This window comes from Lysinibacillus sp. LK3, assembly GCF_001043675.1.
GTDB classification, from domain to species: domain Bacteria; phylum Bacillota; class Bacilli; order Bacillales_A; family Planococcaceae; genus Lysinibacillus; species Lysinibacillus capsici.
In genome coordinates, this window is sequence record NZ_LDUJ01000018.1 from 50,117 (window position 1) to 72,638 (window position 22,522).

The 22,522-nt window shown below is 36.6% G+C and carries 22 protein-coding genes and 1 riboswitch; of the genes, 13 read left to right on the forward strand and 9 right to left on the reverse strand.

The window, feature by feature from the left end; all coding sequences use genetic code 11:
* Positions 1 to 38: 38 nt before the first annotated feature.
* Positions 39 to 842 carry a cobalamin-binding protein gene (locus VK91_RS13640; RefSeq protein ID WP_048393522.1) on the reverse strand — a complete coding sequence of 268 codons (804 nt, stop codon included), beginning with the start codon at positions 840 to 842 and terminating at the stop codon, positions 39 to 41.
* 139 nt (positions 843 to 981) lie between these two features.
* Positions 982 to 2,187, reverse strand: coding sequence for an iron-containing alcohol dehydrogenase (locus tag VK91_RS13645; protein ID WP_004226138.1), 1,206 nt, complete (start codon positions 2,185 to 2,187; stop codon positions 982 to 984).
* A gap of 546 nt (positions 2,188 to 2,733) precedes the next feature.
* Between VK91_RS13645 and VK91_RS13650 the strand changes: the two genes are divergently transcribed.
* Positions 2,734 to 3,282, forward strand: a complete 549-nt coding sequence (locus VK91_RS13650; protein ID WP_048393524.1) for a MarR family winged helix-turn-helix transcriptional regulator — start codon at positions 2,734 to 2,736, stop codon at positions 3,280 to 3,282.
* Positions 3,283 to 3,373: 91 nt separating this feature from the next.
* A complete protein-coding gene (locus VK91_RS13655; RefSeq protein ID WP_048393525.1) occupies positions 3,374 to 4,570 on the forward strand; it encodes an MFS transporter in 1,197 nt (398 codons plus the stop codon).
* A gap of 71 nt (positions 4,571 to 4,641) precedes the next feature.
* Here the strand turns inward: VK91_RS13655 and rpsD are convergent, their stop codons facing one another.
* Positions 4,642 to 5,244, reverse strand: coding sequence for a 30S ribosomal protein S4 (rpsD, locus tag VK91_RS13660; RefSeq protein WP_004226141.1), 603 nt, complete (start codon positions 5,242 to 5,244; stop codon positions 4,642 to 4,644).
* A gap of 468 nt (positions 5,245 to 5,712) precedes the next feature.
* On the opposite strand from rpsD, the gene VK91_RS13665 reads away from it, so the two are divergent.
* Complete coding sequence (locus VK91_RS13665; protein WP_048393527.1) at positions 5,713 to 7,596, forward strand: sensor domain-containing diguanylate cyclase; 1,884 nt, start codon at positions 5,713 to 5,715, stop codon at positions 7,594 to 7,596.
* Between the two features lie 88 nt (positions 7,597 to 7,684).
* Here the strand turns inward: VK91_RS13665 and VK91_RS13670 are convergent, their stop codons facing one another.
* Both VK91_RS13670 and hisJ read right to left on the reverse strand, forming a co-directional pair.
* Positions 7,685 to 8,164 (reverse strand): GAF domain-containing protein, encoded by a 480-nt coding sequence (locus tag VK91_RS13670; protein WP_048393529.1) that lies wholly within the window; start codon positions 8,162 to 8,164, stop codon positions 7,685 to 7,687.
* Between the two features lie 25 nt (positions 8,165 to 8,189).
* Complete coding sequence (gene hisJ / locus VK91_RS13675; protein ID WP_048393531.1) at positions 8,190 to 8,984, reverse strand: histidinol-phosphatase HisJ; 795 nt, start codon at positions 8,982 to 8,984, stop codon at positions 8,190 to 8,192.
* Between the two features lie 163 nt (positions 8,985 to 9,147).
* On the opposite strand from hisJ, the gene ezrA reads away from it, so the two are divergent.
* From ezrA to VK91_RS13700, 5 genes are all read left to right on the forward strand, one after another.
* Positions 9,148 to 10,848 carry a septation ring formation regulator EzrA gene (gene ezrA, locus VK91_RS13680; RefSeq protein WP_048393532.1) on the forward strand — a complete coding sequence of 567 codons (1,701 nt, stop codon included), beginning with the start codon at positions 9,148 to 9,150 and terminating at the stop codon, positions 10,846 to 10,848.
* 89 nt (positions 10,849 to 10,937) lie between these two features.
* A complete protein-coding gene (locus VK91_RS13685; protein WP_048393534.1) occupies positions 10,938 to 11,405 on the forward strand; it encodes a GNAT family N-acetyltransferase in 468 nt (155 codons plus the stop codon).
* 106 nt (positions 11,406 to 11,511) lie between these two features.
* Positions 11,512 to 12,663: a cysteine desulfurase family protein gene (locus VK91_RS13690; RefSeq protein ID WP_048393536.1), complete on the forward strand. Its 1,152-nt coding sequence runs from the start codon at positions 11,512 to 11,514 to the stop codon at positions 12,661 to 12,663.
* The gene (gene thiI / locus VK91_RS13695; RefSeq protein WP_048393538.1) at positions 12,664 to 13,872 is read left to right on the forward strand and encodes a tRNA uracil 4-sulfurtransferase ThiI; all 1,209 of its coding nucleotides are present in this window, start codon (positions 12,664 to 12,666) and stop codon (positions 13,870 to 13,872) included.
* A gap of 145 nt (positions 13,873 to 14,017) precedes the next feature.
* Positions 14,018 to 14,236 (forward strand): alpha/beta-type small acid-soluble spore protein, encoded by a 219-nt coding sequence (locus VK91_RS13700; protein ID WP_004226165.1) that lies wholly within the window; start codon positions 14,018 to 14,020, stop codon positions 14,234 to 14,236.
* Positions 14,237 to 14,306: 70 nt separating this feature from the next.
* Here the strand turns inward: VK91_RS13700 and thiE are convergent, their stop codons facing one another.
* Genes thiE through thiM form a run of 3 tightly spaced genes read right to left on the reverse strand, consistent with a single transcriptional unit; the run spans position 14,307 to position 16,520 of the window.
* On the reverse strand, positions 14,307 to 14,951 hold the full coding sequence (gene thiE, locus VK91_RS13705) for a thiamine phosphate synthase (RefSeq protein ID WP_048393540.1): 645 nt from the start codon (positions 14,949 to 14,951) through the stop codon (positions 14,307 to 14,309).
* Positions 14,941 to 15,765: a bifunctional hydroxymethylpyrimidine kinase/phosphomethylpyrimidine kinase gene (gene thiD, locus VK91_RS13710; protein WP_048393542.1), complete on the reverse strand. Its 825-nt coding sequence runs from the start codon at positions 15,763 to 15,765 to the stop codon at positions 14,941 to 14,943. The genes thiE and thiD overlap by 11 nt, the downstream gene beginning before the upstream one ends.
* Positions 15,753 to 16,520 carry a hydroxyethylthiazole kinase gene (gene thiM / locus VK91_RS13715; protein WP_048393544.1) on the reverse strand — a complete coding sequence of 256 codons (768 nt, stop codon included), beginning with the start codon at positions 16,518 to 16,520 and terminating at the stop codon, positions 15,753 to 15,755. The genes thiD and thiM overlap by 13 nt, the downstream gene beginning before the upstream one ends.
* An 83-nt stretch (positions 16,521 to 16,603) precedes the next feature.
* A riboswitch (TPP riboswitch) is annotated at positions 16,604 to 16,701 on the reverse strand.
* A 190-nt stretch (positions 16,702 to 16,891) separates the two neighbouring features.
* Between thiM and mbcS the strand changes: the two genes are divergently transcribed.
* The 5 genes from mbcS to VK91_RS13745 all read left to right on the forward strand — a co-directional run bounded on the left by mbcS (position 16,892) and on the right by VK91_RS13745 (position 21,961).
* A complete protein-coding gene (gene mbcS, locus VK91_RS13725) occupies positions 16,892 to 18,475 on the forward strand; it encodes an acyl-CoA synthetase MbcS (RefSeq protein ID WP_048393547.1) in 1,584 nt (527 codons plus the stop codon).
* A 186-nt stretch (positions 18,476 to 18,661) separates the two neighbouring features.
* Positions 18,662 to 19,675, forward strand: coding sequence for a signal peptide peptidase SppA (sppA, locus tag VK91_RS13730; protein WP_048393549.1), 1,014 nt, complete (start codon positions 18,662 to 18,664; stop codon positions 19,673 to 19,675).
* 12 nt (positions 19,676 to 19,687) lie between these two features.
* Complete coding sequence (locus tag VK91_RS13735; RefSeq protein WP_048393550.1) at positions 19,688 to 20,314, forward strand: RDD family protein; 627 nt, start codon at positions 19,688 to 19,690, stop codon at positions 20,312 to 20,314.
* Positions 20,315 to 20,438: 124 nt separating this feature from the next.
* Positions 20,439 to 20,942, forward strand: coding sequence for a thiol peroxidase (gene tpx / locus VK91_RS13740; protein WP_048393553.1), 504 nt, complete (start codon positions 20,439 to 20,441; stop codon positions 20,940 to 20,942).
* Positions 20,943 to 21,031: 89 nt separating this feature from the next.
* Positions 21,032 to 21,961, forward strand: coding sequence for a class I SAM-dependent methyltransferase (locus VK91_RS13745; RefSeq protein ID WP_048393555.1), 930 nt, complete (start codon positions 21,032 to 21,034; stop codon positions 21,959 to 21,961).
* Positions 21,962 to 22,022: 61 nt separating this feature from the next.
* Here VK91_RS13745 and VK91_RS13750 read toward each other — a convergent pair whose 3' ends face one another.
* Entirely contained in the window at positions 22,023 to 22,472 is a 450-nt protein-coding gene (locus VK91_RS13750) for a universal stress protein (RefSeq protein WP_004226191.1), read from the reverse strand.
* Positions 22,473 to 22,522: the final 50 nt, after the last annotated feature.

Consider the following 22,522-nt stretch of genomic DNA (forward strand, 5'->3'; position numbering starts at 1 on the left):
AAACCACATCCCCAAAAACACTGGATGTGGTTTTTTAATCATAAGAAACTTGGAGGTTTTATTTGTTCATATTCTTTAGGATGCAGTATTTTTCCAAGCTTTATAGCACCTTCAATAAGTCGTGGAGAAGGGCGACAATACAGCCATTCTTCCATTACATGGAGCTGTTCCGATTGAATGGCATGTAACTCTTTGGCATATGGACGTTTTAATAAATTAGCAGGTTGGATACGCTCAAATGCGACACCAACCCAAGCCATCATGATATAGTCAGGCTGGCGTTTAACAACATCTGTCCAATCTGTGTGAACACTAGCAAGCTCAACATCTTGAAATAGATTTATGCCACCAGCAAGAGCGCTAATTTCTGTTAGCCAATTTATTTTCCCAGGAGTGAAAATAGGGTTCGGCCACCATTCCCAATACAGGGTAGGTTTCTTCGGAATTGTTTGTGCAATGGAATACATTTTTTCGATGGAATGCATGTACTCTTCAGCAATTGTCTTTGCTTGTTCCTCCACTTGACAAGCTTTCCCGAGTGTCAGAAGATCTTGCGCAATTTCTTCTAATGAGTTTGCATTAAAAATAATATGAGGAATATTTCTTTCTTTTAGTGCCTCAATGTTTTTTTCCATACCAGGTACACTCAAGGAAGCCAGAACAAGATCAGGCTGTAATGCCTCTAATGCATCCATGTTAATTGATAAATCAGGCCCAAGCTGTGGTAGATCTTTAACCGATGATGGCCAATCAGAATAATCATCAACTCCAACGAGCTGGTCTGTCAGCCCTAAATAGGCGACTAATTCTGTATTGCTAGGACAAATTGAAATTAAACGCATATTATTTTCTCCTATTCTTTTTAAGAAAAGTATAGCGAGAGTTCCCGTGATAGACAATGTGTGTGTATCGAGTCCATAAAAAAGTGGAGAAAACATTTGTTTTCTCCATCCTTTGTATAGGCTTATAGGAAACCGTCGATTAAGAAAGGGCAACTGCCTCGAGTGACTCTTCTTTTTTCACAATAGGACCCATTGCATTTGTGATGATTTGTTTGATATCCTCTAGTGTTGCTTTACGAGGGTTCGTCTCAGCACACACATCTAATAATGCATTTTTTGCTAAGATCTCAATATCCTCATCTTTTGCACCTAATTCACGGAAGCCGCTAGGAATATTTAAATCTTGTGATAACTTCTCAATAGCTGTAATAGCCTTTTCAGCCGCATCTCGCTTACTTAAACCTTCTACATTTTCTCCTAATAATTCAGCGATACGAGCAAAGCGCTCTGTACGTGCTGTGACATTAAATCGACAAACATGTGGCAATAAAATAGCGTTGCACACGCCATGTGGTAGGTTATAGAAACCACCCAATTGATGAGCAATTGCATGAACATAGCCAAGTGATGCATTATTAAAGGCCATTCCCGCTAAAAATTGTGCATATACCATTTGTTCACGCGCTTCTATATCAGCTCCATTTGCATAGGCACGTGGTAGATATTCAGGAATTAGCTGAAGGACCTTTTCAGCACATGCGTCCGTGATTGGTGTAGCATTCGTAGAAACGAATGATTCAATAGCATGTGTTAGTGCATCGACCCCAGTAGCTGCCGTAAGAGCAGGAGGTAAACCAATCATTAATTCAGGATCGTTTATAGAAAGTAACGGTGTCACATGCTTATCAACAATGGCCATTTTTACTTTGCGTGCTGTATCCGTGATAATAGTGAAACGAGTCATTTCACTGGCAGTACCAGCAGTTGTATTAATTGCAATTAATGGCACAAGTGGATTTTGTGATTTATCAACGCCTTCATAATCATGAATGCGTCCACCATTCGAAGCAATAAGTCCGATACCTTTTGCTGCATCGTGTGCGCTGCCTCCTCCAAGAGAAACAATAGAATCACAGTTTTCCGCATGATACACGGAAATGCCATCTTCTATGTTTTGATCTGTTGGATTTGGTTCTGCTTTAGGGAAAATTGCTACATCAATTCCAGCAGCTGTAATGATGTTTGCAATTTGTTCTGAGAGACCTAATTTGTGTAGACCCTCATCTGTTACGATTAATGTCTTTTTCACTTCTAAATCATTTAAGCGTTTACCAACTTCTTGAATTGCTCCAGGTCCAAATAAGTTTGTTTTCGGCATAACAAATTGCTTTAGAACGTCTGACATATTTCCAACCCCTTTTAAAAAATTATTATTGCTTGAATGATGGTGAACCACCTTTCGCAATTCATCGTATTCTATTTTTTGTAAAAGTTCAACTCGTATTTTTATTAAAATTGTTAAATTTCTTCATGTTATTATTTTACAAAAAAGTTAAGGTGATGATAGGAGCATTGGAATGTTGTTTTGTTGTAGAATATTGAATTTAAAAAGGTTTTAAAAATATTTTACTATGAAAGTAAAATATATTTTTTGGAAAACAGTTCTATTTTGATGATCTAATGAATAGTAAATAACTGATATTTTGTTTTTATTATAAAGGTAGTGATTATGTTATTTTGAAACTATGTAATTGTTATTTTAAAGTACATAAAATTGCCACAATATAAGAGAAAAAATTATTGTTGGTTATAATAATCTGGGCAATGTGTCTGCGCTAAAAAAGTAGTGCATCATTTTGAAGAAATCAGTGAAAATAAAAATTCTTGCTTTGGATTAAATTTATAGTTAGAATAGTTGATAGTTAGATAATCTAATTAAAAGGTGATTGTAATGACAAAAAGTAAGAAAACGTACACACATGAAGATGATTTACCTGTATTAGGGGTAGAGCCGTATATTGAACTGATTCAAATGTCTTCTTCAAGTGATACAAATCGAGAAGATGCCAAGCTGGGATTAATGTTGTTATGGTTAAGTGATTATGTGCTGGATGTAGCAGACAATGAGTTAGCTCCTTTTGGCATTACGGAAAGTAAATTAGACTTATTACTATTGCTGACTCTACATGAAGATAGACGAGCGACTCCATCCGCTTTAGCTCAACGATTAGGAATTACGAGAGCATCAGCAACGTCAATGCTTGATTGGCTAGAAAAGAGAAATCTTGTTGTACGGAATCATAGTAAAGAAGATCGGAGGAAGGTCTATGTAAGTTTAACGGATGAAGGTCGTGCTTTTATAACGAAAGTGTTACCGACTTATTGGTCGTCATGTGCTTCTAATTTAATTGATTTGGAGCCTGATGAACGAAAAGTATTTGAAAAGCTAGTGAGTAAATTATTAAAATCTATACAAAGAAAATTAAAGGTGGAACGTTAAACTGTAGCTATGTTGGTACAGTTTAATTTTTAATCGTTTAATTAGATTATCTAACTATAAGTTAATCGAACTAAAAAGGTGATGTATTTAAATGAACATTGTAATTTCAGGAAATCGAGCAAATTATGCTTTAATGACAACTATTTTATCCTGGACAGGTATGGTAGTGATGTCGAGTCTCTATTTAACAATACCTCTGATTAGTGTATTCAGTGATTATTTTCATATTTCATTGACTAAAGCGGGTTTTACATCTAGTGTTTTTTCACTTGGATTTGCACTAGGGTGTTTTTTCTATGGTGCGATATCAGAAAAATATGGTCGTAAAAATATCATTGTATTTGGGCTTTTTTCATTAAGCGTAATAACGTTACTTCTAGGTTTAGTTAATGACTTTTCTTTTATCCTTCTATTGAGAGGATTACAGGGGCTTGCGGCAGCAACATTTTCACCAGTAGCACTTGCCTATACTCTTGAGGTTTTTCCAAATGATCGAAAAGTTGGGGCAGTAGGTTTTATCAGTACGGGATTTCTTGTAGCGGGTATAGTTGGTCAGGTGTTTAGTGGATATGTAAGCGACCATAGTCATTGGCACGTCATCTTTTATGTACTTGCTGTAGTGTATGTTATGACTGCTTTGTTAGTCGTGTGGATCTTACCGAAGGGAATAATTCAGAATGAAACTAAAAATATATGGGCTCCTCTGAAGAGAATTGGTATTATTTTCACCAATAGAAATTTGATCTTTAGTTATATCATTGCGTTTGTATTATTAATGTCATTTGTCAGTATGTACATTATTTTAGGGGCTTATTTAACGAGTGATTTCTTTGGTATGAAAAGTCAGAACCTTATTTACATTCGTATCTTTGGGATAGTGGGGATGGTTATGTCACCATTTGCGGGGAAAATAGCAAAGCGTTTTAATGTGCTGTTTGTACTGAAAATGGCCTTAACTCTTTCGATTATTGCACTGACCGCGATGAGCTTTATTTCAACTATAGCCGGTTTAACAATCAGTAGTATTTTATTTGTTGGTGGGATTGCACTTGCTGTTCCTTCATTAGTAACGCTTGTTAGTCAGTTAGGTTGGAATATGGGAGGAATTGCAGTTTCTATGTACACAGTAATTTTATTTGCTGGAACAAGTGTTGCACCGTTCATATCTGCTTATTTCATACAATTTGGTAGCTTTACTGTAGCCTTCCTCCTACTTGCTACAATACTCGGTACTGGATTAGTTTTTGCGCTAATGATTAAAAGCGGAAAAAACGTAGGTTCTAATTGATTGTTCATAGAAAAAAAGCCCTGAAGCCTTGGTATACAAGGGATTTCAGGGCTTTTATTAGCATCATTTGATTAACGAGAGTAGTACTCTACGATGAATGCTTCGTTGATTTCAGCTGATAATTCAGAACGCTCTGGAAGGCGAGTGAATGTACCTTCTTTTTTGTCAGCATCGAATGTTAAGTAGTCAGGTACGAAGTTGTTTACTTCGATTGCTTCTACTACTACAGCAAGGTTTTGAGATTTTTCACGAAGAGAAATCGTTTGACCTGGTTTTACGCTGTATGATGGGATATCAACGCGTTTGCCATCTACTAAGATGTGACCGTGGTTAACTAATTGACGAGCTCCACGACGAGTACGAGCTAAACCTAAACGGTAAACTAAGTTGTCAAGGCGAGTTTCAAGAAGGATCATGAAGTTTTCACCGTGAACACCTTTCATTTTACCAGCGCGGTTAAATAGAGTACGGAATTGACGTTCGTTCATACCATACATATGACGAAGTTTTTGTTTTTCTTGAAGTTGTAAACCGTATTCTGATAATTTTTTACGTTGGTTTGGACCGTGTTGTCCTGGTGCGTAAGGACGTTTTTCGATTTCTTTACCTGTACCGCTTAGTGAGATACCAAGACGACGTGATAATTTCCAAGATGGACCTGTATAACGAGACATATTGTTGTCTCCTCCTTTAAATTTGGTTTTTTTGTTGTAAAACAAAAACCAGTAGTACCCATTCTTACACGCATTTTATTTTCATGTACTTTCGCCTATGCAGCCGTTAGGTTACACAATACACCATCTAATTTTCATTGCTGATCATCTAAGTAGTTGTACATCAGAAAATAGAGGAATAAAATACAATCATAAGCTTATACCACTGCTGCGTTTATTTTACACAACCTCCATTGTAACTGCTTTGGACAAGGACGTCAATTATTAGCTAGTAAAAAAATATAAAAGAACATAGTAGGAAATTCCTCACTACCTATTTAAAATAATATGGGAATAGTTAATGATACGCTGTGTTATGTAAATTGTAAAAGTAAGGGATAATTACATAGTCAAAATGACACAAATTATGTATAATATATTATAAGTTAATAGTAATTGATTTGGACGTTATATAGAAAAGGTGATTTCATGACAGACCATTTACAAACGCTAAAATATATAAAATCTGATGTTTTGAGCTTTTGGGTGAGTTCTTATGAAGAACAAACTAGTTTTAATGGGTATTTTTGTTCATTGAAACAGTTTCTAAAGAAGCGCTTGAAAATTGATAATGCTGCTTTTCTTAGTTTTGAAGGTAATTCCTTAATCCCAATCGAAGAGATGGCTTCATTAACAATTGAAACAAAGCTAAATGCTGTGTCATGGCTGATGATCGAAGCTAGTTTTTATCAACAAAAAGTAGTGAAAATTCCTTATATATTGAAAGCAAGACAGGCCTATTCAATGATGACAGATATGGTGCTTTTCCAAGCAGAGGGCAAAAATCCCATTGGTATATTACTTGTGGAGGCAACAGAGTCTTGGACAGACTTTATGACCTCGGAGTATGGTGAAGAGTGTATAGAAACACTTTCAAAGGTTCTTCAAATGATTAGAGACAATTTAGATGTCAAAATAAATGAAGACCAATATAGAAAACTATATAACATGACTGACTTATTTCATTCAACAATGGATATTGATTTAATTTTAGAAAATGTATTAAAAAATATACGGGATAATTTTCCTGAGTTTAATGTGGAGCTTATTTTATCGAATGATCAAGATCGACACACGACCATCGATATTAAGCTTTTTGATTATTTATCAGAAAGACCTGCTACAATTGAAGCCTTTGTATCAGGAGAGTTGACGACAGAGCTAGCGAGCGATTTAAATTGTCGGTTGTTAAATGCGCCGATTAAGGGCAGGCAAGCTATTTATGGCATCTTGCAAGTAAGTGCACCCACCACTTATCTTTTTTCAACAACCGAAAAAGATTTTGTACGGATGCTGGCACAAGCTTCAGGAAATGCTCTTGAAAATGCAAAGTTATATCATCAATCGCATCGCCTCGTAAGTGACTTACAACTCATCAATGAAACTTCGCATCGTTTAAATATGCGAATTGACATTCATGAAATGTTACTTTTCCTACAAAAGCAGTTACTGAAATCCTTTCAGCCAATGGAAGTATGTTTCGCATTTAAAAAACACGATACATTTGAAATAACAGGTGCAAGTACCTCCCTGTTCCATTCAGAAAACGGTCAAAGTTATATAAAACATGTTGAACAGCACTTTGCTCAAACGAATGATCCACTATTTGTTGCCGATTTCAGCCGTCTAACTCCTAATCAAATTGAGTATCGCTCTATTATGGCGATTCCTATACTTATGGAGGAAAAGATTAATGGTTTTAGTATTGTCTTACATAAAGAGCCATATTTCTTTTCATTCGATAGTTTCAAATTAATGCAATCTTTAATTCACCATTCATCATTAGCCATTGCAAACTCAATTTTACGAACACAGCTTCAGGAAATGGTCGATTTGGATCATTTAACGAAACTGTATGCTCGTAGTTACCTCGATCAGTTTGTAGAAAAATCACTTGAATATGATCAATCTGGTATGTTTTTGTTAATTGATATTGATAATTTTAAACGCATTAATGATACGTATGGTCACCAAGTTGGAGATAAAATTCTTGTTCAGATTGCGGTTCAATTAAAAGAGACTATTGGAAGTCGTGGGATTTGTGCAAGATGGGGTGGAGAAGAAATGTCTGTCTATGTCCCTAACATCGATGAAAAAGAAGCTTTAGAATTAGCATCAACCATTGTGGAAGTCATCCCAAGTACCACAGATCCACAAGTAACCATTTCTGCGGGTCTTATAACATGGGATGAGCGAGATCGACCAGCATTCCAATCTGTGTTTTTACATGCAGATACAGCCTTGTATGAGGCGAAAAACAGCGGGAAAAATCGCTTTTGTACTCACAATGGATCGTTCCAAACGAATTCATAGGATTATAAAGCAAAACGTAAATGGTTGTTTAAATAAATCGCCCTGAAATGACAATATAAAACATTTCAGGGCAATTTTTAATATTATATTATAAATGGTTAAGAAGTGTTTTAACAAATTCCTCTAGGCCATTACGATCTTCCTCTGAAAAGCGATTCACGATAGGACTATCGATATCTAACACACCAATAATTTCACCTTGCTTCATTAGCGGTATAACAATTTCAGACTGCGATGCAGCATCACAGGCAATATGCCCTGGAAAATCATGTACATCTTTTACAACAACTGTTTCTCTTGTTGCCACAGCTGTACCACAAACACCACGCCCAATAGGAATTCTAACACAGGCAGGAAGACCCTGGAATGGTCCTAACACAAGCTCATTATCCTGCAAGAGATAAAAACCAACCCAGTTAATGTTCGTTAAAAATTGATTTAACAGAGCAGAGGCATTACTTAAATTGGCGATTTGATTGGTTTCGCCAGTTAATAGTGCATCTAATTGTTTTGATAATGTCAGATACTGGTCAGCAATTGATCCTTCGTAATTAATTTGTGTAAACATACTAAGCACCTCGTTTAAAAGTTATTTATATTGGTAATATAACATTATAGTGTTGATGTAAATCTTCTGCGCAATGTGCATCTGAACCAAATACATATGGTAGTTTAATAGTTTGACTATAATTGATAAGGGCAAATGGTGGATAAGGCTCCTGACAATATTGTTTACTTAAACCAGCACTATTTAAATCTAATTCATAGCCCGCGAATTTCATGCTGTCTAATACTTCTTTGATACGTGGGGTGTCATTGATTTTTTCGTTGTGCGCTAGTTGGAATTTATGAATAAGTGATGGATGCCCAATCCGTTTCGGTTTGTATGGTCCAAGATCTGCTCTAATCGATTGTAGGACAGTATCATAATATAAATCATATAGCAGTTCAACAGAGCCAACTTTTTTTGAAAAATCAATAAAGCATTCAGAAGAAAAGTCGATACATACAAAGGTATCTTGCCATTTTAAAAAATGGACTGATAAAATAGCGTCATCTAAAAGATGTCCATAGGTATCAAGGAATTGACGAGTTTCTTGTTCGTAGCCTTGGATGTAGTCAACTTCTAGTCCGATGCGGATACGAATATCTTGTGCATACTGTTGTTGTAGATGTTGCAATTCTTCAATGTAAGACATGAGATCATCAGGATTCATGCCACTATCTTGTTGCGGGGTTGGATCGACAAAACTTTTGGGCAATGGGGCGTGTTCTGTAAATGTTATATCTGTGAAATGTTGAGAAATTGCTTTTTCAATATATTGCTTGAATGAGTCCGTAGTGCCATGTGGACAAAAAGGACTATGTATATGCCCATCACGTTTCATAATTTACCACTCCTTTAGCTCTATAGATACGCTATTTAAATATTTCACAATAGCGAAAATACAGTTTTCTGAAAAACACTTAAATTTTAGTACAAAAGGCGAAAACATAGTATATAATAAATACAACTAGCCAATTCGTTTATTGTAGAATAGGAGGCTTACGATGGAGTATATCATCATTCCGATTATCCTACTATTAATTTTAGCCATAGTAGGATTTATGATGCGAAGAAAACATGTTGCAATTATTGCAAAACTAGAAAATGAAAAATTACAAATACAACATAATCCTATAAATGAAGAAATTTCAAAAGTAAAATCTTTAAACATGAACGGTGAAACGGAAGAAATGTTTGAACGATGGCGCAATACTTGGGATGAAGTCATCGACGTACATATGACTAAAATCGATTCTCTTCTATTTGATGCTGAGGATCAAATTAATCGACTTCGTTTTAAAAGGGCAACTTTAATAGAACGTGAAATTGAAGATTACATTGAGAAATGCGACCAAGATAAAAATAAAATTTTAGAAGAACTGAATGAATTAATTGGCAGCGAAGAAAAAAATCGAATTGAAATCGAACAATTAAAAGAATACTATCGCTCTGCAAGAAAGACATTGCTGGCTCATCAACATTCATTCGGTGTAGCATTACCTGCATTAGAGAAGAAGCTAGAGACATTTGTTCAAAAATTTGAAGAGTTCGATGTCCTAACAAATGAAGGTAATTATTTGCAAGCGCGAGAAATTGTCATTAGCTTAAATCAAGAATCGCAGCAGACATTCGAATATATTAATGATGTTCCAACCATCTTAACGGAAATTCAAGTAAAGCTACCAGGTGCGGTTCAGGAATTGCGTAATGGTCAGCGTGAAATGGAAGACCAATCTTACTATTTACAGCATTTAGAATTGACAGATGCACTTAATAAATATGAAAAAGAATTTGAGGCATTAAAACTCGAACTTGCAGAGCTGAATTTAAAAGTTGTTAAACCGCGTGTGACAGAAATAAATGAAGAAATCGACCATTTTTATGATTTACTTGAAAAAGAGGTTATTGCTAAAAATTATGTAGATCAAAATTGTGATCGTTTATTAAGTTCTATTACCAATGTCATTTCTTCAACAAAATTAGTGAATGACGAGGCAACGTATGTACAGCAAAGTTATCATTTAAATGAAAAAGATGCCGAAATTCCAAAAGCCGCTTTAAAACAATTGGAAGCACTGCAACGTCGCTATGATCTATTAGCTATGCGAGTAAGGGAAGAAAAATCAGCTTATTCTAGCTTACAGGAAGAGTTAATCGAAATTAGTGAAGAGCTTGAACGAATTCACGAAGAACAAGGTCATCTATCGAATACAATGAAGAAACTTCGAATAGATGAAAATAAGGCACGCGCTCAAGTCGAAAACTTAAAGAAAATATTACAGGATACTGATCGTTTATTGAACAAGGCAAATATTCCAGGAATTCCTGAGGAGATGGATGCACGGCTTGATGAGGCAGCAGAGCACATCTATGTTGTCATGCAAAGCTTGCAAGAAGTACCACTTAATATGGGTACTGTTCATAATAATCTAAATGCAGCAACACTCTGTGTAGAGGATGTTAAAGTAAAGGCACATGAGTTAATAGAAAATGTGATGCTCATTGAGCGTATTATTCAGTACGGTAATCGCCATCGCGCATCGAACCCAAAATTGAACGGACGTTTAAGAGAAGCAGAAGAGGCTTTCCATCAATTCCGTTATGCAAAGGCTTTAGAAGAAGCCGGTACAGCAGTGGAAGAAATGGAGCCAGGTGCCTTAAAGCGTATTCAAGAAATGGTTGCCGAAGAATTAATAGCAAAATAATTCAAATAACATTTTGAGCTGTCTAAAAAGTATAGCGATTACTTTTTAGACAGCTTTCTATTTATGCTTAGATTAGGATGTGATTCAGTATGAAATTGTCAATCAAAGAAATGAATGAACATTTCGCAAGTGAAATTTTACAATGGCAATATGTAGCACCTTACGATTTTTACAATAATGAATTATCGGGTGAAAATGTACAAGAAATGCTTGATAATCCTTACTTTGCGATCTTTAATAATCATAGTGAATTAATTGGCTATTATTGTACAGGTAAAGCAGCCCAAGTGCCAAAAGGGCAAGGTTTTGGGGCGTATGAAGAGTACTGTATAGATATTGGAATTGGGTTGAAGCCAAATCTAACGGGTCAAGGATTAGGAACGGCATTTTTTTCGTTTATTGTTCAAACAGTTCAAGAAGAATATCAGCTGCCATTACGTTTAACAGTTGCACTATTTAATAAGAGAGCAATCCATCTTTATGAAAAATTTGGTTTTCTTAAAGCAATTGAATTTAGTACACCAACAGAGTTTGTCACGATGGTGAAAAAAATGTAGGATATCAATTAAAATTTAAATAATTGTTAAAGTTAGTGGTCAATCGCCAAAGATTGCGTTATGATAAATACCGTTAAATCAACGTTTTGAAAGTGTGTGAAAAGTTATGGTTAATACAATTTATTTGGATAATAGTGCAACAACGAAGCCTTTAAAAGAGGTTATGCAGGCTTTTATGGTTGTAAATGAGCAGTATTATGCCAACCCTGCTTCCATCCATGCTATGGGTGTTGAAGCAAATGATTTATTAATACGTGCGCGTGAGCAAGTAGCAGATATTTTGCAGACAGAGGCAAAAAATGTGCTATTTACTTCAGGTGGTACAGAATCAAATAATGCAGCTATTTTTGGCATAGCACGTAGTAATACGCATATAGGAAAGCATATTTTAACGACTGAAATTGAACATCCATCAGTGCTAGAAACAATGAAACAACTTGAAAAAGAGGGCTTTGATGTTGAATATCTTCGTGTCGATCGAAGAGGTGTGATTTCTCTAGATGAGCTTCGTACTAAAATACGAAAAGAAACAATTTTAGTTAGCATCATGCATGTGAATAATGAAATGGGTGCAATTCAGCCTATTAAGGAAGCAGCAAAAATGATTCATGAAATGAGTCGTGCTGCCTTTCATGTTGATGCTGTGCAAAGCTTTGGGAAATTAGCAATATCCTTTAAAGAAGAAGGACCTGACATAATTTCTATCTCTGGTCATAAAATTCATGGCTTTAAAGGCTCAGGAGTGTTAGCATTCCGTAAACCCGTAAGATGGCAGCCCTTTGCTCTTGGTGGAGGTCAGGAATTTGGTATGCGTAGTGGTACTGTAGCAGTTCCGCAAGCTGTTGCTTTAGCGAAAGCGGCTCGACTTGCTGTTGAAACAATGAACGAACGCTCAAATAAATATCGTCAATGGCACGATGAAATCCGAACTCAGCTAGAAAGTTATGGCGAAGCAGTCCATGTTTTATCAACGCCACAGGGAGCTGCGCATATTGTGTCATTTAGTGTTCGTGATTTAAAAGGGGAAGTCATTATTAATGCTATGCAAAAACGTGGTGTCATTGTGTCGACATCAAGTGCATGTTCTTCCAAGCAAACGAAAACAAGTCATGTCGTCGAGGCGCTTCACCTTGATGAGCATTATAAAAAAGGCGTGATTCGCCTTAGCTTTGGCGCACATAACACAATAGAAGATATAGAAAACTTTAAACAAGTACTAGCAGAAGTAATGTTGGAACTCAAAGGAGAAAAAAAGTAAATGATTTGGAAAGAAATTTTAATTAGATATGGTGAGCTTTCTACAAAAGGTCGCAACAAAATGGATTTTATCCGCCGTTTACGTGAAAATATTCGTCATGCCTTTGCAGATTTAGGACAACTGCATATTCGCACAGAACGTGACCGTATGTTTATTGCCATAGAAGACGAAGCACAAATGCAAATGCTAATTACAGGTTTACCTAAAATTTTTGGTATTCAATCATTTAGCCCTGTCGCTGCATGCGAAAAAGATATGGACAGTATGAAAAAGCTCGCTATCACTATTATGGAGACATTTAAAGATGAGCCACATACATTTAAAGTAGAGGTAAAACGTACTGATAAAACATTTCCTTTAGAATCTCATGCCATCCAACGTGAGATCGGTGGCTATGTTTTACCACAATTTCAAAATTTATCTGTTAAAGTGAAGCAGCCTGATATTGAGCTACGTGTAGAAGTTCGTCATGATGCAACTTATATGATGGCACAAGTCATTCCTGGTGCAGGTGGAATGCCTGTAGGATCAAATGGCAAGTCTTTATTAATGCTATCTGGCGGTATTGATAGCCCTGTCGCAGGTTATTTAATGATGAAGCGTGGTGTGCGATTAGAGGCAATTCACTTCTTTAGTCCACCTTATACAAGCCAAAATTCATTGGAAAAAGTTAAAGTGCTTGCCAATGAATTAACAAAATTTGGTGCTAGTATTCGTTTGCATGTCATTCCTTTTACTGAAATACAAGTTCTTATTAAAGAAAAAGTACCTTCTAATGTATCGATGACGACAACACGCCGAATGATGTTGAAGGTTGCTGATCAGGTGCGTGAGGAAATTGGTGCACTTGCTATTGTAACGGGCGAAAGTCTTGGACAAGTGGCGAGTCAAACGCTTGAAAGTTTAACAGCAATAAACGCAGTAACAAATACACCTATCCTTCGTCCGCTGATTTCAACTGATAAATTAGAGATTATTGATATTGCAGAAAAAATCGGCACATACGAAACATCTATTCAGCCATTTGAAGATTGCTGCACGATTTTTACACCAGCAAGTCCAAAAACAAAACCGAAGCTTGAAAAGGTTGAGCATTATGAAAGCTTCTCTGACTTTGATGAATTGATCGAGCGAGCAGTGAAGAATCGCGAGGTCTATATTTTCCCTAAGAAAGAAGAACAACAAGATAAATTTGCAGATCTACTATAAGGATTCAAAAGCCGTCTCAAAGCCCATTTTGAGACGGCTTTTTTGTATGGATATTGTTATTCCAATAGAGGTACAATTTACCTCTAAATTTTTTGTATTAAAAATCTAATATCGCACATTCTATATTCACAAGGAGGTGAGAAACATGGCTTCAAACAACAACCGTAGTTCAAACCAGCTTGCAGTACCTGGTGTACAACAAGCACTAGATCAAATGAAATACGAAATTGCACAAGAATTTGGTGTTCAATTAGGAGCTGAAGCTTCAGCTCGTGCCAACGGTTCCGTTGGTGGTGAAATCACTAAACGTCTTGTACAAATGGCAGAATCTCAATTAAAAGGTATGCCAAACAACAACCAATAAATGCTGATTAAGCATTTATAAACTTAAAACCAGTGACCGTAAAAGGCACTGGTTTTAGTTTGTTTATTGATCATTTATTTATACGAGATAGGGATCTAAATGTAGCTACTGTATGATCAACATCTTTGCTTTGACAAATAGCTGAAATAACAGCAACACCATCAACCCCCGTTTGAAATACAGAATGTGCATTTGTGAAATTAATTCCACCGATTGCTACAATTGGTAATTCAGGATGTAATGAATGAGCCTCCTGTAAAAAAGATGTACCACATGGTGGTTGTGCATCACTTTTAGAGGATGTTGGAAAGATTGGACCGATACCAACATAATCAGCTTGATGGTTAATAGCTATTTGCAATTCTTCCTCGCAATGGACAGATACACCAAGAATCATGTTCCCGATTCTTTTACGTGCTACACTTACAGGTAAATCATCTTGTCCGATATGAACACCATCAGCTCCTAGTCGTATCGCTAGATCAACATCGTCATTAATGATAAAGGGCACATGATAGTGATGACATAGTTTTTGGCATTGGCGTGCAAATTGTTCATAGGCAAGTCCAGTTAACGCGTGAGGACCTTTTTCACGAAATTGAAACATTGTAATGCCTGCTTGCAAGGCTTTTTCTAGGATATAGATAGGTTGTTCTTGAGGAGGAACATTGCTCGTACCCATAATAAAATAAAGCTCCAAATCCTCACGTTTCATGAATAATCACCTCACAGCCTTCCTTATACTGTTGATAAGCAAAATGATTAGTGGGTCCATGACCATTTCCAATCGATAAATTAAACATAATAGCTAATTGGATATATTTTTTAGCTTCCATAATGGCATTTTCCAGAGCAAATCCTTGTCCAAGAAAAGCAGTAAGTGCTGCGGAAAATGTACATCCAGTACCATGCGTATTTTTTGTTTGGATTCGTGGAGACTGCAAAGAAAAAGAACGTCCATTTTTGCAAAATACATAATCAATGGCATAAAGTGGATCTGCTAAATGACCACCTTTAATGATGACACATTGTACACCTAGCTGTAACAAGCTTTGAGCTACTTCTTTCATATCTTCAAAATGATGAATAGATCTCCCAGTAAGTGTCTCTGCCTCGGGTATATTGGGCGTAACAACCGTAGCAAGTGGTAATAAAGTTGAGCGTAAGGCATCGATAGCTTCTTGCTGTAATAGGCTTTCCCCACCTTTTGCAATCATCACCGGATCAACAATCAGTGGAATGTTTAGCTCCCTGATCTGGTGTGCAATTGCTTTGATAATTTCTGAGGAATAAAGCATTCCTGTTTTAATCGCAGCGATTGGAAAATCTTCTACTAAGGCCTCTAATTGTTTTTTTATAAAGGAAACGTCAATAGGGCAAACACCTGTTACACCCAAAGTATTTTGAGCAGTTAGAGCAGTAATAACAGAAGTACCGAACACTTCTAATTCCTGAAATGTTTTTAAATCAGCCTGTATACCCGCGCCTCCACCACTATCTGAGCCAGCGATTGTTGTTACAATATGCATGAAGCTGCACCATCCTTTGATAAGCGATGTATAGCATTGAGTAAGGCTATTTGAAAATCACCAATGTCTGCAGTAAATGCGGATGCCAGTACACCTGCTTTTTTATAGTAAGTAAGTGTTTCTGTTAATTGTTGGTAAGGATTATGGCTTACACTATAGGCTGCGCCACAAATTGCGCTAAGTAAACAACCTGTACCCGTTACTTCCGTCATTTGGGGATGACCACCAGCGATCCATTGGCTATGCTTGCCATCAGTTATAAAATCGCGTTCTCCTGTGACAATAACAATGCATTGATAGCGTTGAGCCAATGATGTGGCTTCTAATTCCATAGCGATAGTGCCATGACCACTATCGACACCCTTTTGTTGCCAATTTACACCAACTATTGCTGCTAGCTCGCCGAGATTACAGCGAATCACGGCAAAGTGTATGTTTTCCAGTAAGTATCTTACGGTTTCCTTACGATAAGTTGTGGCTCCAACTCCGACAGGATCTAAAATAACAGGAATACCAAGTTTATTGGCTTTTTCACCTGCTAATAACATGGCACTTTTTGTGCGATCATTAAGTGTTCCAATATTAATTAATAATGCTTGAGCAATGGCCACCATCTCCTCTACCTCTTGGTAGTCATCGGCCATTACTGGTGAAGCACCTATCGCTAATAAACCATTTGCTTGAAAATTTGCCACTACATAATTGGTTATACAATGGATAAGTGGTTGCTGTTGACGAATTGTTTGAAAAATCATTGTAGTCCTCCTTTAGGGATGGACGTAAGCATGCAAAAAAGGCTCTTTTTGTGTAAAAATGCACGAAAAGAGCCTTTCATCTGAAAACGATGTTTATTGCTCCCTACGTCAGTATTAACTAACAGGTTCAAAGGGTCAGGTTTTACCTTCTCAACTCTTACGAGTCCCCCTGCAATCTTGCTTTTAGTTGACCAAAATGTACCATACTTTTCATTTGTATTCAATAGCAAGTTTTCCTATAGATAAAATGTGACCGATGCCATATAGGAGGGTATGATAGTTGTCATGACTTTACCGAAATTAAGCACAAACCATTGAAAATGCTGAAAAAAGAGTTTTATAATGTGTCATAACAAAAGGGGGCAATTGCCATGAAAAGACAAGATTTAGTTGCACCAGAATGGTATAACATAGTAGAGGAAATTGAAAAATATGCTCAGGATGCAGCCAAAAATGCTTTAATCATTTATGAAGAAAACCAAGACATCCAATGTATTACATATGCACATTTATTGGAAAAAGCGAATCAAGCAGCACATGTATTCACCAAGCAAGGTTTAAAGAAAGGTGATGTCATTTTAGTAATGGTACCACGTTCGGTTGAAGCATATATTGTGTATATTGCTGCATTGAAAGCGGGTTTAACTATTATTCCAAGTTCTGAGATGTTAAGAACAAAGGATATTGAGTATCGAATTCATCATGCAAATGCTAAAGCAGTTATTGCATTTGAACCCTATATTGAACAGTTCGATAAAGTGGGAAATTTACAAGACATACTGCAATTTGTCATAGGGAATGCACATGAACCTTGGCAGAACATACTTGAAAAAATGAATAATCAACCTACAACCTACATAAATCCTATCCCAACAAAAAGCACAGACAATGCATTTTTAGCCTATACAAGCGGAACAACAGGAAATCCAAAAGCAGCAGTGCATACGCATAGTTGGGGCTATGCTCATTTACGAACAACAGCACCACATTGGTTGGGTGTACAAGAAAATGATATTGTTTGGGCGACTGCAGCACCAGGGTGGCAAAAATGGATTTGGAGTCCATTTCTAGCTACTTTAGGCAGTGGTGCTACTGCATTTGTCTACAAAGGTAAATTTGAAGCAGCTTCTTATTTAGCATTGCTTGAGAGATTCAAAATCAATGTACTATGCTGTACACCAACTGAATATCGTTTTATGGCAGCGCTTGAAAATTTACATGAATATGATTTAAGTGCAATTCGCCAAGCTGTATCAGCTGGTGAGCCATTAAATAGTGAGGTTATTAGAGTATTCTTGGAAACATTCAAATTACAAGTGCGAGATGGCTATGGACAAACGGAAAATACATTATTGGTAGGCACAATGGTAGGGATGGAAGCGAGAGTTGGCTCTATGGGAAAACCTACTCCTGGCAACACTGTTGAAATTATTAATGATTTGGGCAAACCTGTTACAATCGGAGAAGTTGGTGATATTGCTGTTCATCGCGAAACGCCAGCACTCTTTAAAAAATATTTAAATGATCCTGAACGTACAAATTTACAATTTCGTGGGGATTGGTATATTACAGGAGATCGTGCCTATAAAGATGAAGATGGCTACTTTTGGTTTGACGGACGAGGAGACGATGTTATTATATCCTCAGGCTATACAATTGGCCCTTTTGAAGTAGAGGATGCTTTAATGAAACATCCAACTGTAAAAGAGGCTGCTGTTATAGCGAGCCCTGATAAAGTAAGAGGAAATATTGTCAAAGCATTTATTGTTCTGCGCAATGGTGAAAAAGGTGATGGAGCGCTTATTCAAACACTCCAAAGTCATGTTAAATCATTGACCGCTCCTTATAAATATCCACGTGCTATTGAATTTGTAGAGGAACTACCAAAAACATCTTCTGGGAAAATTAGACGTGTCGAATTACGGCAACAAGAAATCAAACACCTCCAATTATAATCATTTCCTAGGAAATAATGTCGAAAATCAAAGTTCATCAAAGGTATGGACTTTGATTTTTTTATTTTTTTTAGGTAAGGTAATATGAGGAAATACATAGCTTAAAGCTTTTTGTGTTTAATTATTGCAAAAAAATGAAACAAATTGGCAAGTCATACGTATTACGTGTTGAGGAGGCGGAAAGACATGAATGTAAAAAGGTGGGTTGCTTTAGTAGTGGCTGGTGTTCTTTTACTATTTTCGTTAGGAATTAATACCATTTTTGCGCTATTTAAAGCAGATTTCCTAGGTAATTTTGATAGCTTAATGGCAGGTAATAGCTTAGATGTATATGAAAATGTCATTGAAGGGGAGAATTTTGATAAGCGAATTGCTTATTTAAAGGTAGATGGAACGATTCAAGATATCGGCTCAAGTACATTGTGGCAACCAGTTGCCTATGATCATCAATTTTTCTTAGAACAATTGGATAATATTTTATATGATGAGTCCATACAGGGGGTTGTTTTAAGCGTTAATTCACCAGGTGGTGGTGTAAAGGAATCTGCAGATATCTATAAAAAGCTACTAAAAATAAAAGAAGAACGACAAATTCCAATTTATGTATCAATGGATTCTATGGCAGCTTCAGGTGGTTATTATATTTCTGCACCAGCAGATAAAATATTTGCCCATCGTGATACAATAACAGGCTCTATTGGTGTCATCATGCAATCAATTAACTATCAAGAGCTGGCTGAAAAAGTAGGAGTCAAATTTGAAACGTTTAAATCGGGAGAGCATAAAGATATGCTAAGTCCAATGCGTGAAGTGACAGCAGAGGAACGTGCAATGATGCAAGATATGATTAATGAAACGTACGAAGAATTTGTAGATATTGTAGAGCAGGGACGTAATATGTCTGAAGCAGAAGTGAAGAAGGTTGCAGATGGTCGTATTCTTGGCGGTACAAAAGCACTTGAAGCAGGGTTAATTGATGAAATTGGTGATGAAGAAGCGGCCATTGCAGCTCTTCGTGAGGATTATGGACTTGAAGATGCGGCTTTATTTGAGTATTCATACGATATGGGTGGCTGGCAATCATACGTAGGTATGAAAATTGGCTCCATGTTCGGTCCCTCTGCCGAAGAAAAAATGCTAATGAAAATCATGACGGACTATAGCGCTCCGAAAATGATGTATCTATATGGGGAATACTAAGGGGGGAGCACAATGACAAACAATGAAATTGTTATGCAAGGTTCACCCTCATTGGAAAATGGCTTCTATATAAACACTTCAGGAGAATCAGCACATGAAAAAAACTATGCATTAAAAACTGCTGGTTTTTGGGTACGATTTTGGGCATTTTTATTAGACGGATTCATCATTTCTGCTGTAGGTGGAATACTCGTCAATCCTATCTTCTATTTAATGGATTGGTCCTTATCTGATTCGGTTTGGTATGCGCCAATTTCTATTATTACAGCAATTTTCTACTATAGCTATTTTGTGCTGATGACCAAGTTCTTTGGGCAAACACTAGGGAAAATGGTGTTCGGATTACGTGTAATTTCATTAAAGCACGATCAGCTAACTTGGTCAGATGTGTTATTCCGTGATTGGATTGGTCGTATCATCAATAATATTTTTATGCCACTGTATATTTTGGTAGTGATTTTGCCAGAAAATCAAGGCTTACATGATTATTTTGCCGATACAACAGTGGTGCACGAAAAAATCTTTATTGAAAAGGCTTCAACACAGACTACTTTACCAAAACAAGAAGAACATATAGAAATTACTGTGCAAGAAGAAAAAATAGACTTAGCCAAGCTAGAGGAAAAAAATGAACAATAAACATAAGACTGTCTCAAATTAGGAGACAGTCTTATCTATTTCTATGTATGTAAGCTATCATAGTTGCAATTAATTCCCTTCATTTAGTAATATTATGTACATATGATGATTAGGAGGCGTTTAGATGGCACAAGTAACATTTAAAAATGGTCCAGTGACACTAGTAGGAAATGAAGTAAAGGTGGGCGATCAAGCTCCAGATTTTACGGTATTAGCGAATGACCTATCACCTGTAACATTAAATGATTCACAAGGAAAAATTCGTTTATTTAGTGTTGTACCATCATTAGATACTGGTGTATGTGATGCGCAAACACGTCGATTCAATGAGGAAGCAGCGAACTTAGGTGATAATGTAGTCATTTATACAGTATCTGTGGATCTTCCATTCGCTCAAAAGCGTTGGTGTGGTGCAGCAGGTATAGATGCTGTCCAAACTGTATCAGATCACCGCGACCTTTCATTTGGTGAGGCATATGGCGTATACATTCAAGAATTACGTCTTCTGACACGTGCAGTATTCGTTGTGGATGCAAACAATAAAGTAACATATGTTGAATATGTACCTGAAGCTACAGATCATCCAAACTATGAAGCGGCCATTGCAGCTGTCAAAGCACTAGCATAATAAGCTGCTTTTAGGCTAAGATAATACTAGACAAAGGGGCTGTGACAAGTGTTTGTCACGGCTCTTTTCTGCGTGAAAGGAAGTTAGATATGGAAAATATCGAAAAGTTATTTGGTTTGCTAAATGAGCATGCCGAAAAAATCGAAAAAGAACACAATATAACGTTACTAGAAGGATTATTAGATGGGTTAGAGGCATGGCTTGATGGCGAAGTTGATTTTTCTCAAAAAGATGCAACAAAAGAGGATATTCGTAAAGCTATTCAAATTGCTATTTTAAAAGGGATGCGCAAAGGCTCACAGCCGAATCATCAAATGACTCCTGACACGTTAGGGCTATTAGTGGGCTACTTTGTGGAGCAGATTTTTGCAGAGCGTCTTGAAAATGAAAAGATCTCGATCATGGACCCAGCAGTAGGCACGGGCAATTTATTACTGACGGTTATGAATTTATTAGATGGAAAAGTGGAAGCAACAGGTGTAGAGGTGGATGAGCTACTTATTCGTCTTGCTGCGGCAACTGCTGACTTAACAGAACAACCTATTTCTTTATACCGTCAAGATGCCTTAGAAGATTTATTGGTCAATCCAGTGGATGCCGTTGTTTGTGATCTACCTGTAGGTTATTATCCAAATGAAGAAGTGGCGCTCGATTATGAATTATGTCCAGTGGAGGGGATGAGTTATGCCCATCATTTATTCATCGAGCAATCAATGAATTATACAAAGGATGGCGGCTATTTATTTTTCCTTGCACCATCTCATCTGTTTGAGTCAGAGCAGTCTAAGCAATTACACAAATACATTCAAAAACATGCGTGGATTCAAGCGATTATTCAATTACCTGACTCGATGTTTGCAAATAAATCATTAGAGAAGAGCATTGTGATTTTACAAAAACAATCGAAGGAATTGAAAGCACCTAAAGAAGTCCTATTAGCTAAAGTACCAAATATGCAGAATAAGCAGGCACTTGCGCTATTCTTTGAAAAAGTGAAGATGTGGAAAGAGGGCAAGTAATTGCTCTTGAGTGCAAGTAAAAAGGTATCCTATACAAGGATACCTTTTTATGTATTACAAATTAGTTTTCAGGCGTACGGATAACTAGTACGTCACATTTAGCTGAACGTACAATAGCCTCAGATACAGAACCGATTAGGAAGCGTTCTACTGCATTTAGACCAGTTGCACCACAAATGATTAAATCTGCGTCTACGATGTTAGAAAGCTCTTTTGTTATGATATTTTTTGGAGAGCCATACTCGATGATAAGATTAACATTCGTTAAACCTTCATCTTCAGCTTGCTTTTTGTAACCATTTAATAGTTCTTCAGAAAATGCTTGAGCACGCTCTGCAATGGAACGGTCATATGCTTCGATAGCAGCAAATGAACGAGTATCGATTACATTTACTAGATTTAACACTGCACCTTCGTTTCGTTTTGCAACATCAATTGATTTACGAAACGCGTATTCAGCTTCTTTTGAACCGTCTACTGCAACAACAATGCTTTTATAATGATTAGCCATTTGAAAAACCTCCCTGATTTGTATATGTTGATTATACCAAATGATTTTCT

Excerpts from the sequence above, each read along its gene's own strand:
- VK91_RS13640 (WP_048393522.1), bottom strand. The coding sequence starts at position 842 with ATGCGTTTAATTTCAATTTGTCCTAGCAATACAGAATTAGTCGCCTAT.
- VK91_RS13645 (WP_004226138.1), bottom strand. The coding sequence starts at position 2,187 with ATGTCAGACGTTCTAAAGCAATTTGTTATGCCGAAAACAAACTTATTT.
- VK91_RS13650 (WP_048393524.1), top strand. The coding sequence starts at position 2,734 with ATGACAAAAAGTAAGAAAACGTACACACATGAAGATGATTTACCTGTA.
- VK91_RS13655 (WP_048393525.1), top strand. The coding sequence starts at position 3,374 with ATGAACATTGTAATTTCAGGAAATCGAGCAAATTATGCTTTAATGACA.
- rpsD (WP_004226141.1), bottom strand. The coding sequence starts at position 5,244 with ATGTCTCGTTATACAGGTCCATCTTGGAAATTATCACGTCGTCTTGGT.
- VK91_RS13665 (WP_048393527.1), top strand. The coding sequence starts at position 5,713 with ATGACAGACCATTTACAAACGCTAAAATATATAAAATCTGATGTTTTG.
- VK91_RS13670 (WP_048393529.1), bottom strand. The coding sequence starts at position 8,164 with ATGTTTACACAAATTAATTACGAAGGATCAATTGCTGACCAGTATCTG.
- hisJ (WP_048393531.1), bottom strand. The coding sequence starts at position 8,984 with ATGAAACGTGATGGGCATATACATAGTCCTTTTTGTCCACATGGCACT.
- ezrA (WP_048393532.1), top strand. The coding sequence starts at position 9,148 with ATGGAGTATATCATCATTCCGATTATCCTACTATTAATTTTAGCCATA.
- VK91_RS13685 (WP_048393534.1), top strand. The coding sequence starts at position 10,938 with ATGAAATTGTCAATCAAAGAAATGAATGAACATTTCGCAAGTGAAATT.
- VK91_RS13690 (WP_048393536.1), top strand. The coding sequence starts at position 11,512 with ATGGTTAATACAATTTATTTGGATAATAGTGCAACAACGAAGCCTTTA.
- thiI (WP_048393538.1), top strand. The coding sequence starts at position 12,664 with ATGATTTGGAAAGAAATTTTAATTAGATATGGTGAGCTTTCTACAAAA.
- VK91_RS13700 (WP_004226165.1), top strand. The coding sequence starts at position 14,018 with ATGGCTTCAAACAACAACCGTAGTTCAAACCAGCTTGCAGTACCTGGT.
- thiE (WP_048393540.1), bottom strand. The coding sequence starts at position 14,951 with ATGAAACGTGAGGATTTGGAGCTTTATTTTATTATGGGTACGAGCAAT.
- thiD (WP_048393542.1), bottom strand. The coding sequence starts at position 15,765 with ATGCATATTGTAACAACAATCGCTGGCTCAGATAGTGGTGGAGGCGCG.
- thiM (WP_048393544.1), bottom strand. The coding sequence starts at position 16,520 with ATGATTTTTCAAACAATTCGTCAACAGCAACCACTTATCCATTGTATA.
- mbcS (WP_048393547.1), top strand. The coding sequence starts at position 16,892 with ATGAAAAGACAAGATTTAGTTGCACCAGAATGGTATAACATAGTAGAG.
- sppA (WP_048393549.1), top strand. The coding sequence starts at position 18,662 with ATGAATGTAAAAAGGTGGGTTGCTTTAGTAGTGGCTGGTGTTCTTTTA.
- VK91_RS13735 (WP_048393550.1), top strand. The coding sequence starts at position 19,688 with ATGACAAACAATGAAATTGTTATGCAAGGTTCACCCTCATTGGAAAAT.
- tpx (WP_048393553.1), top strand. The coding sequence starts at position 20,439 with ATGGCACAAGTAACATTTAAAAATGGTCCAGTGACACTAGTAGGAAAT.
- VK91_RS13745 (WP_048393555.1), top strand. The coding sequence starts at position 21,032 with ATGGAAAATATCGAAAAGTTATTTGGTTTGCTAAATGAGCATGCCGAA.
- VK91_RS13750 (WP_004226191.1), bottom strand. The coding sequence starts at position 22,472 with ATGGCTAATCATTATAAAAGCATTGTTGTTGCAGTAGACGGTTCAAAA.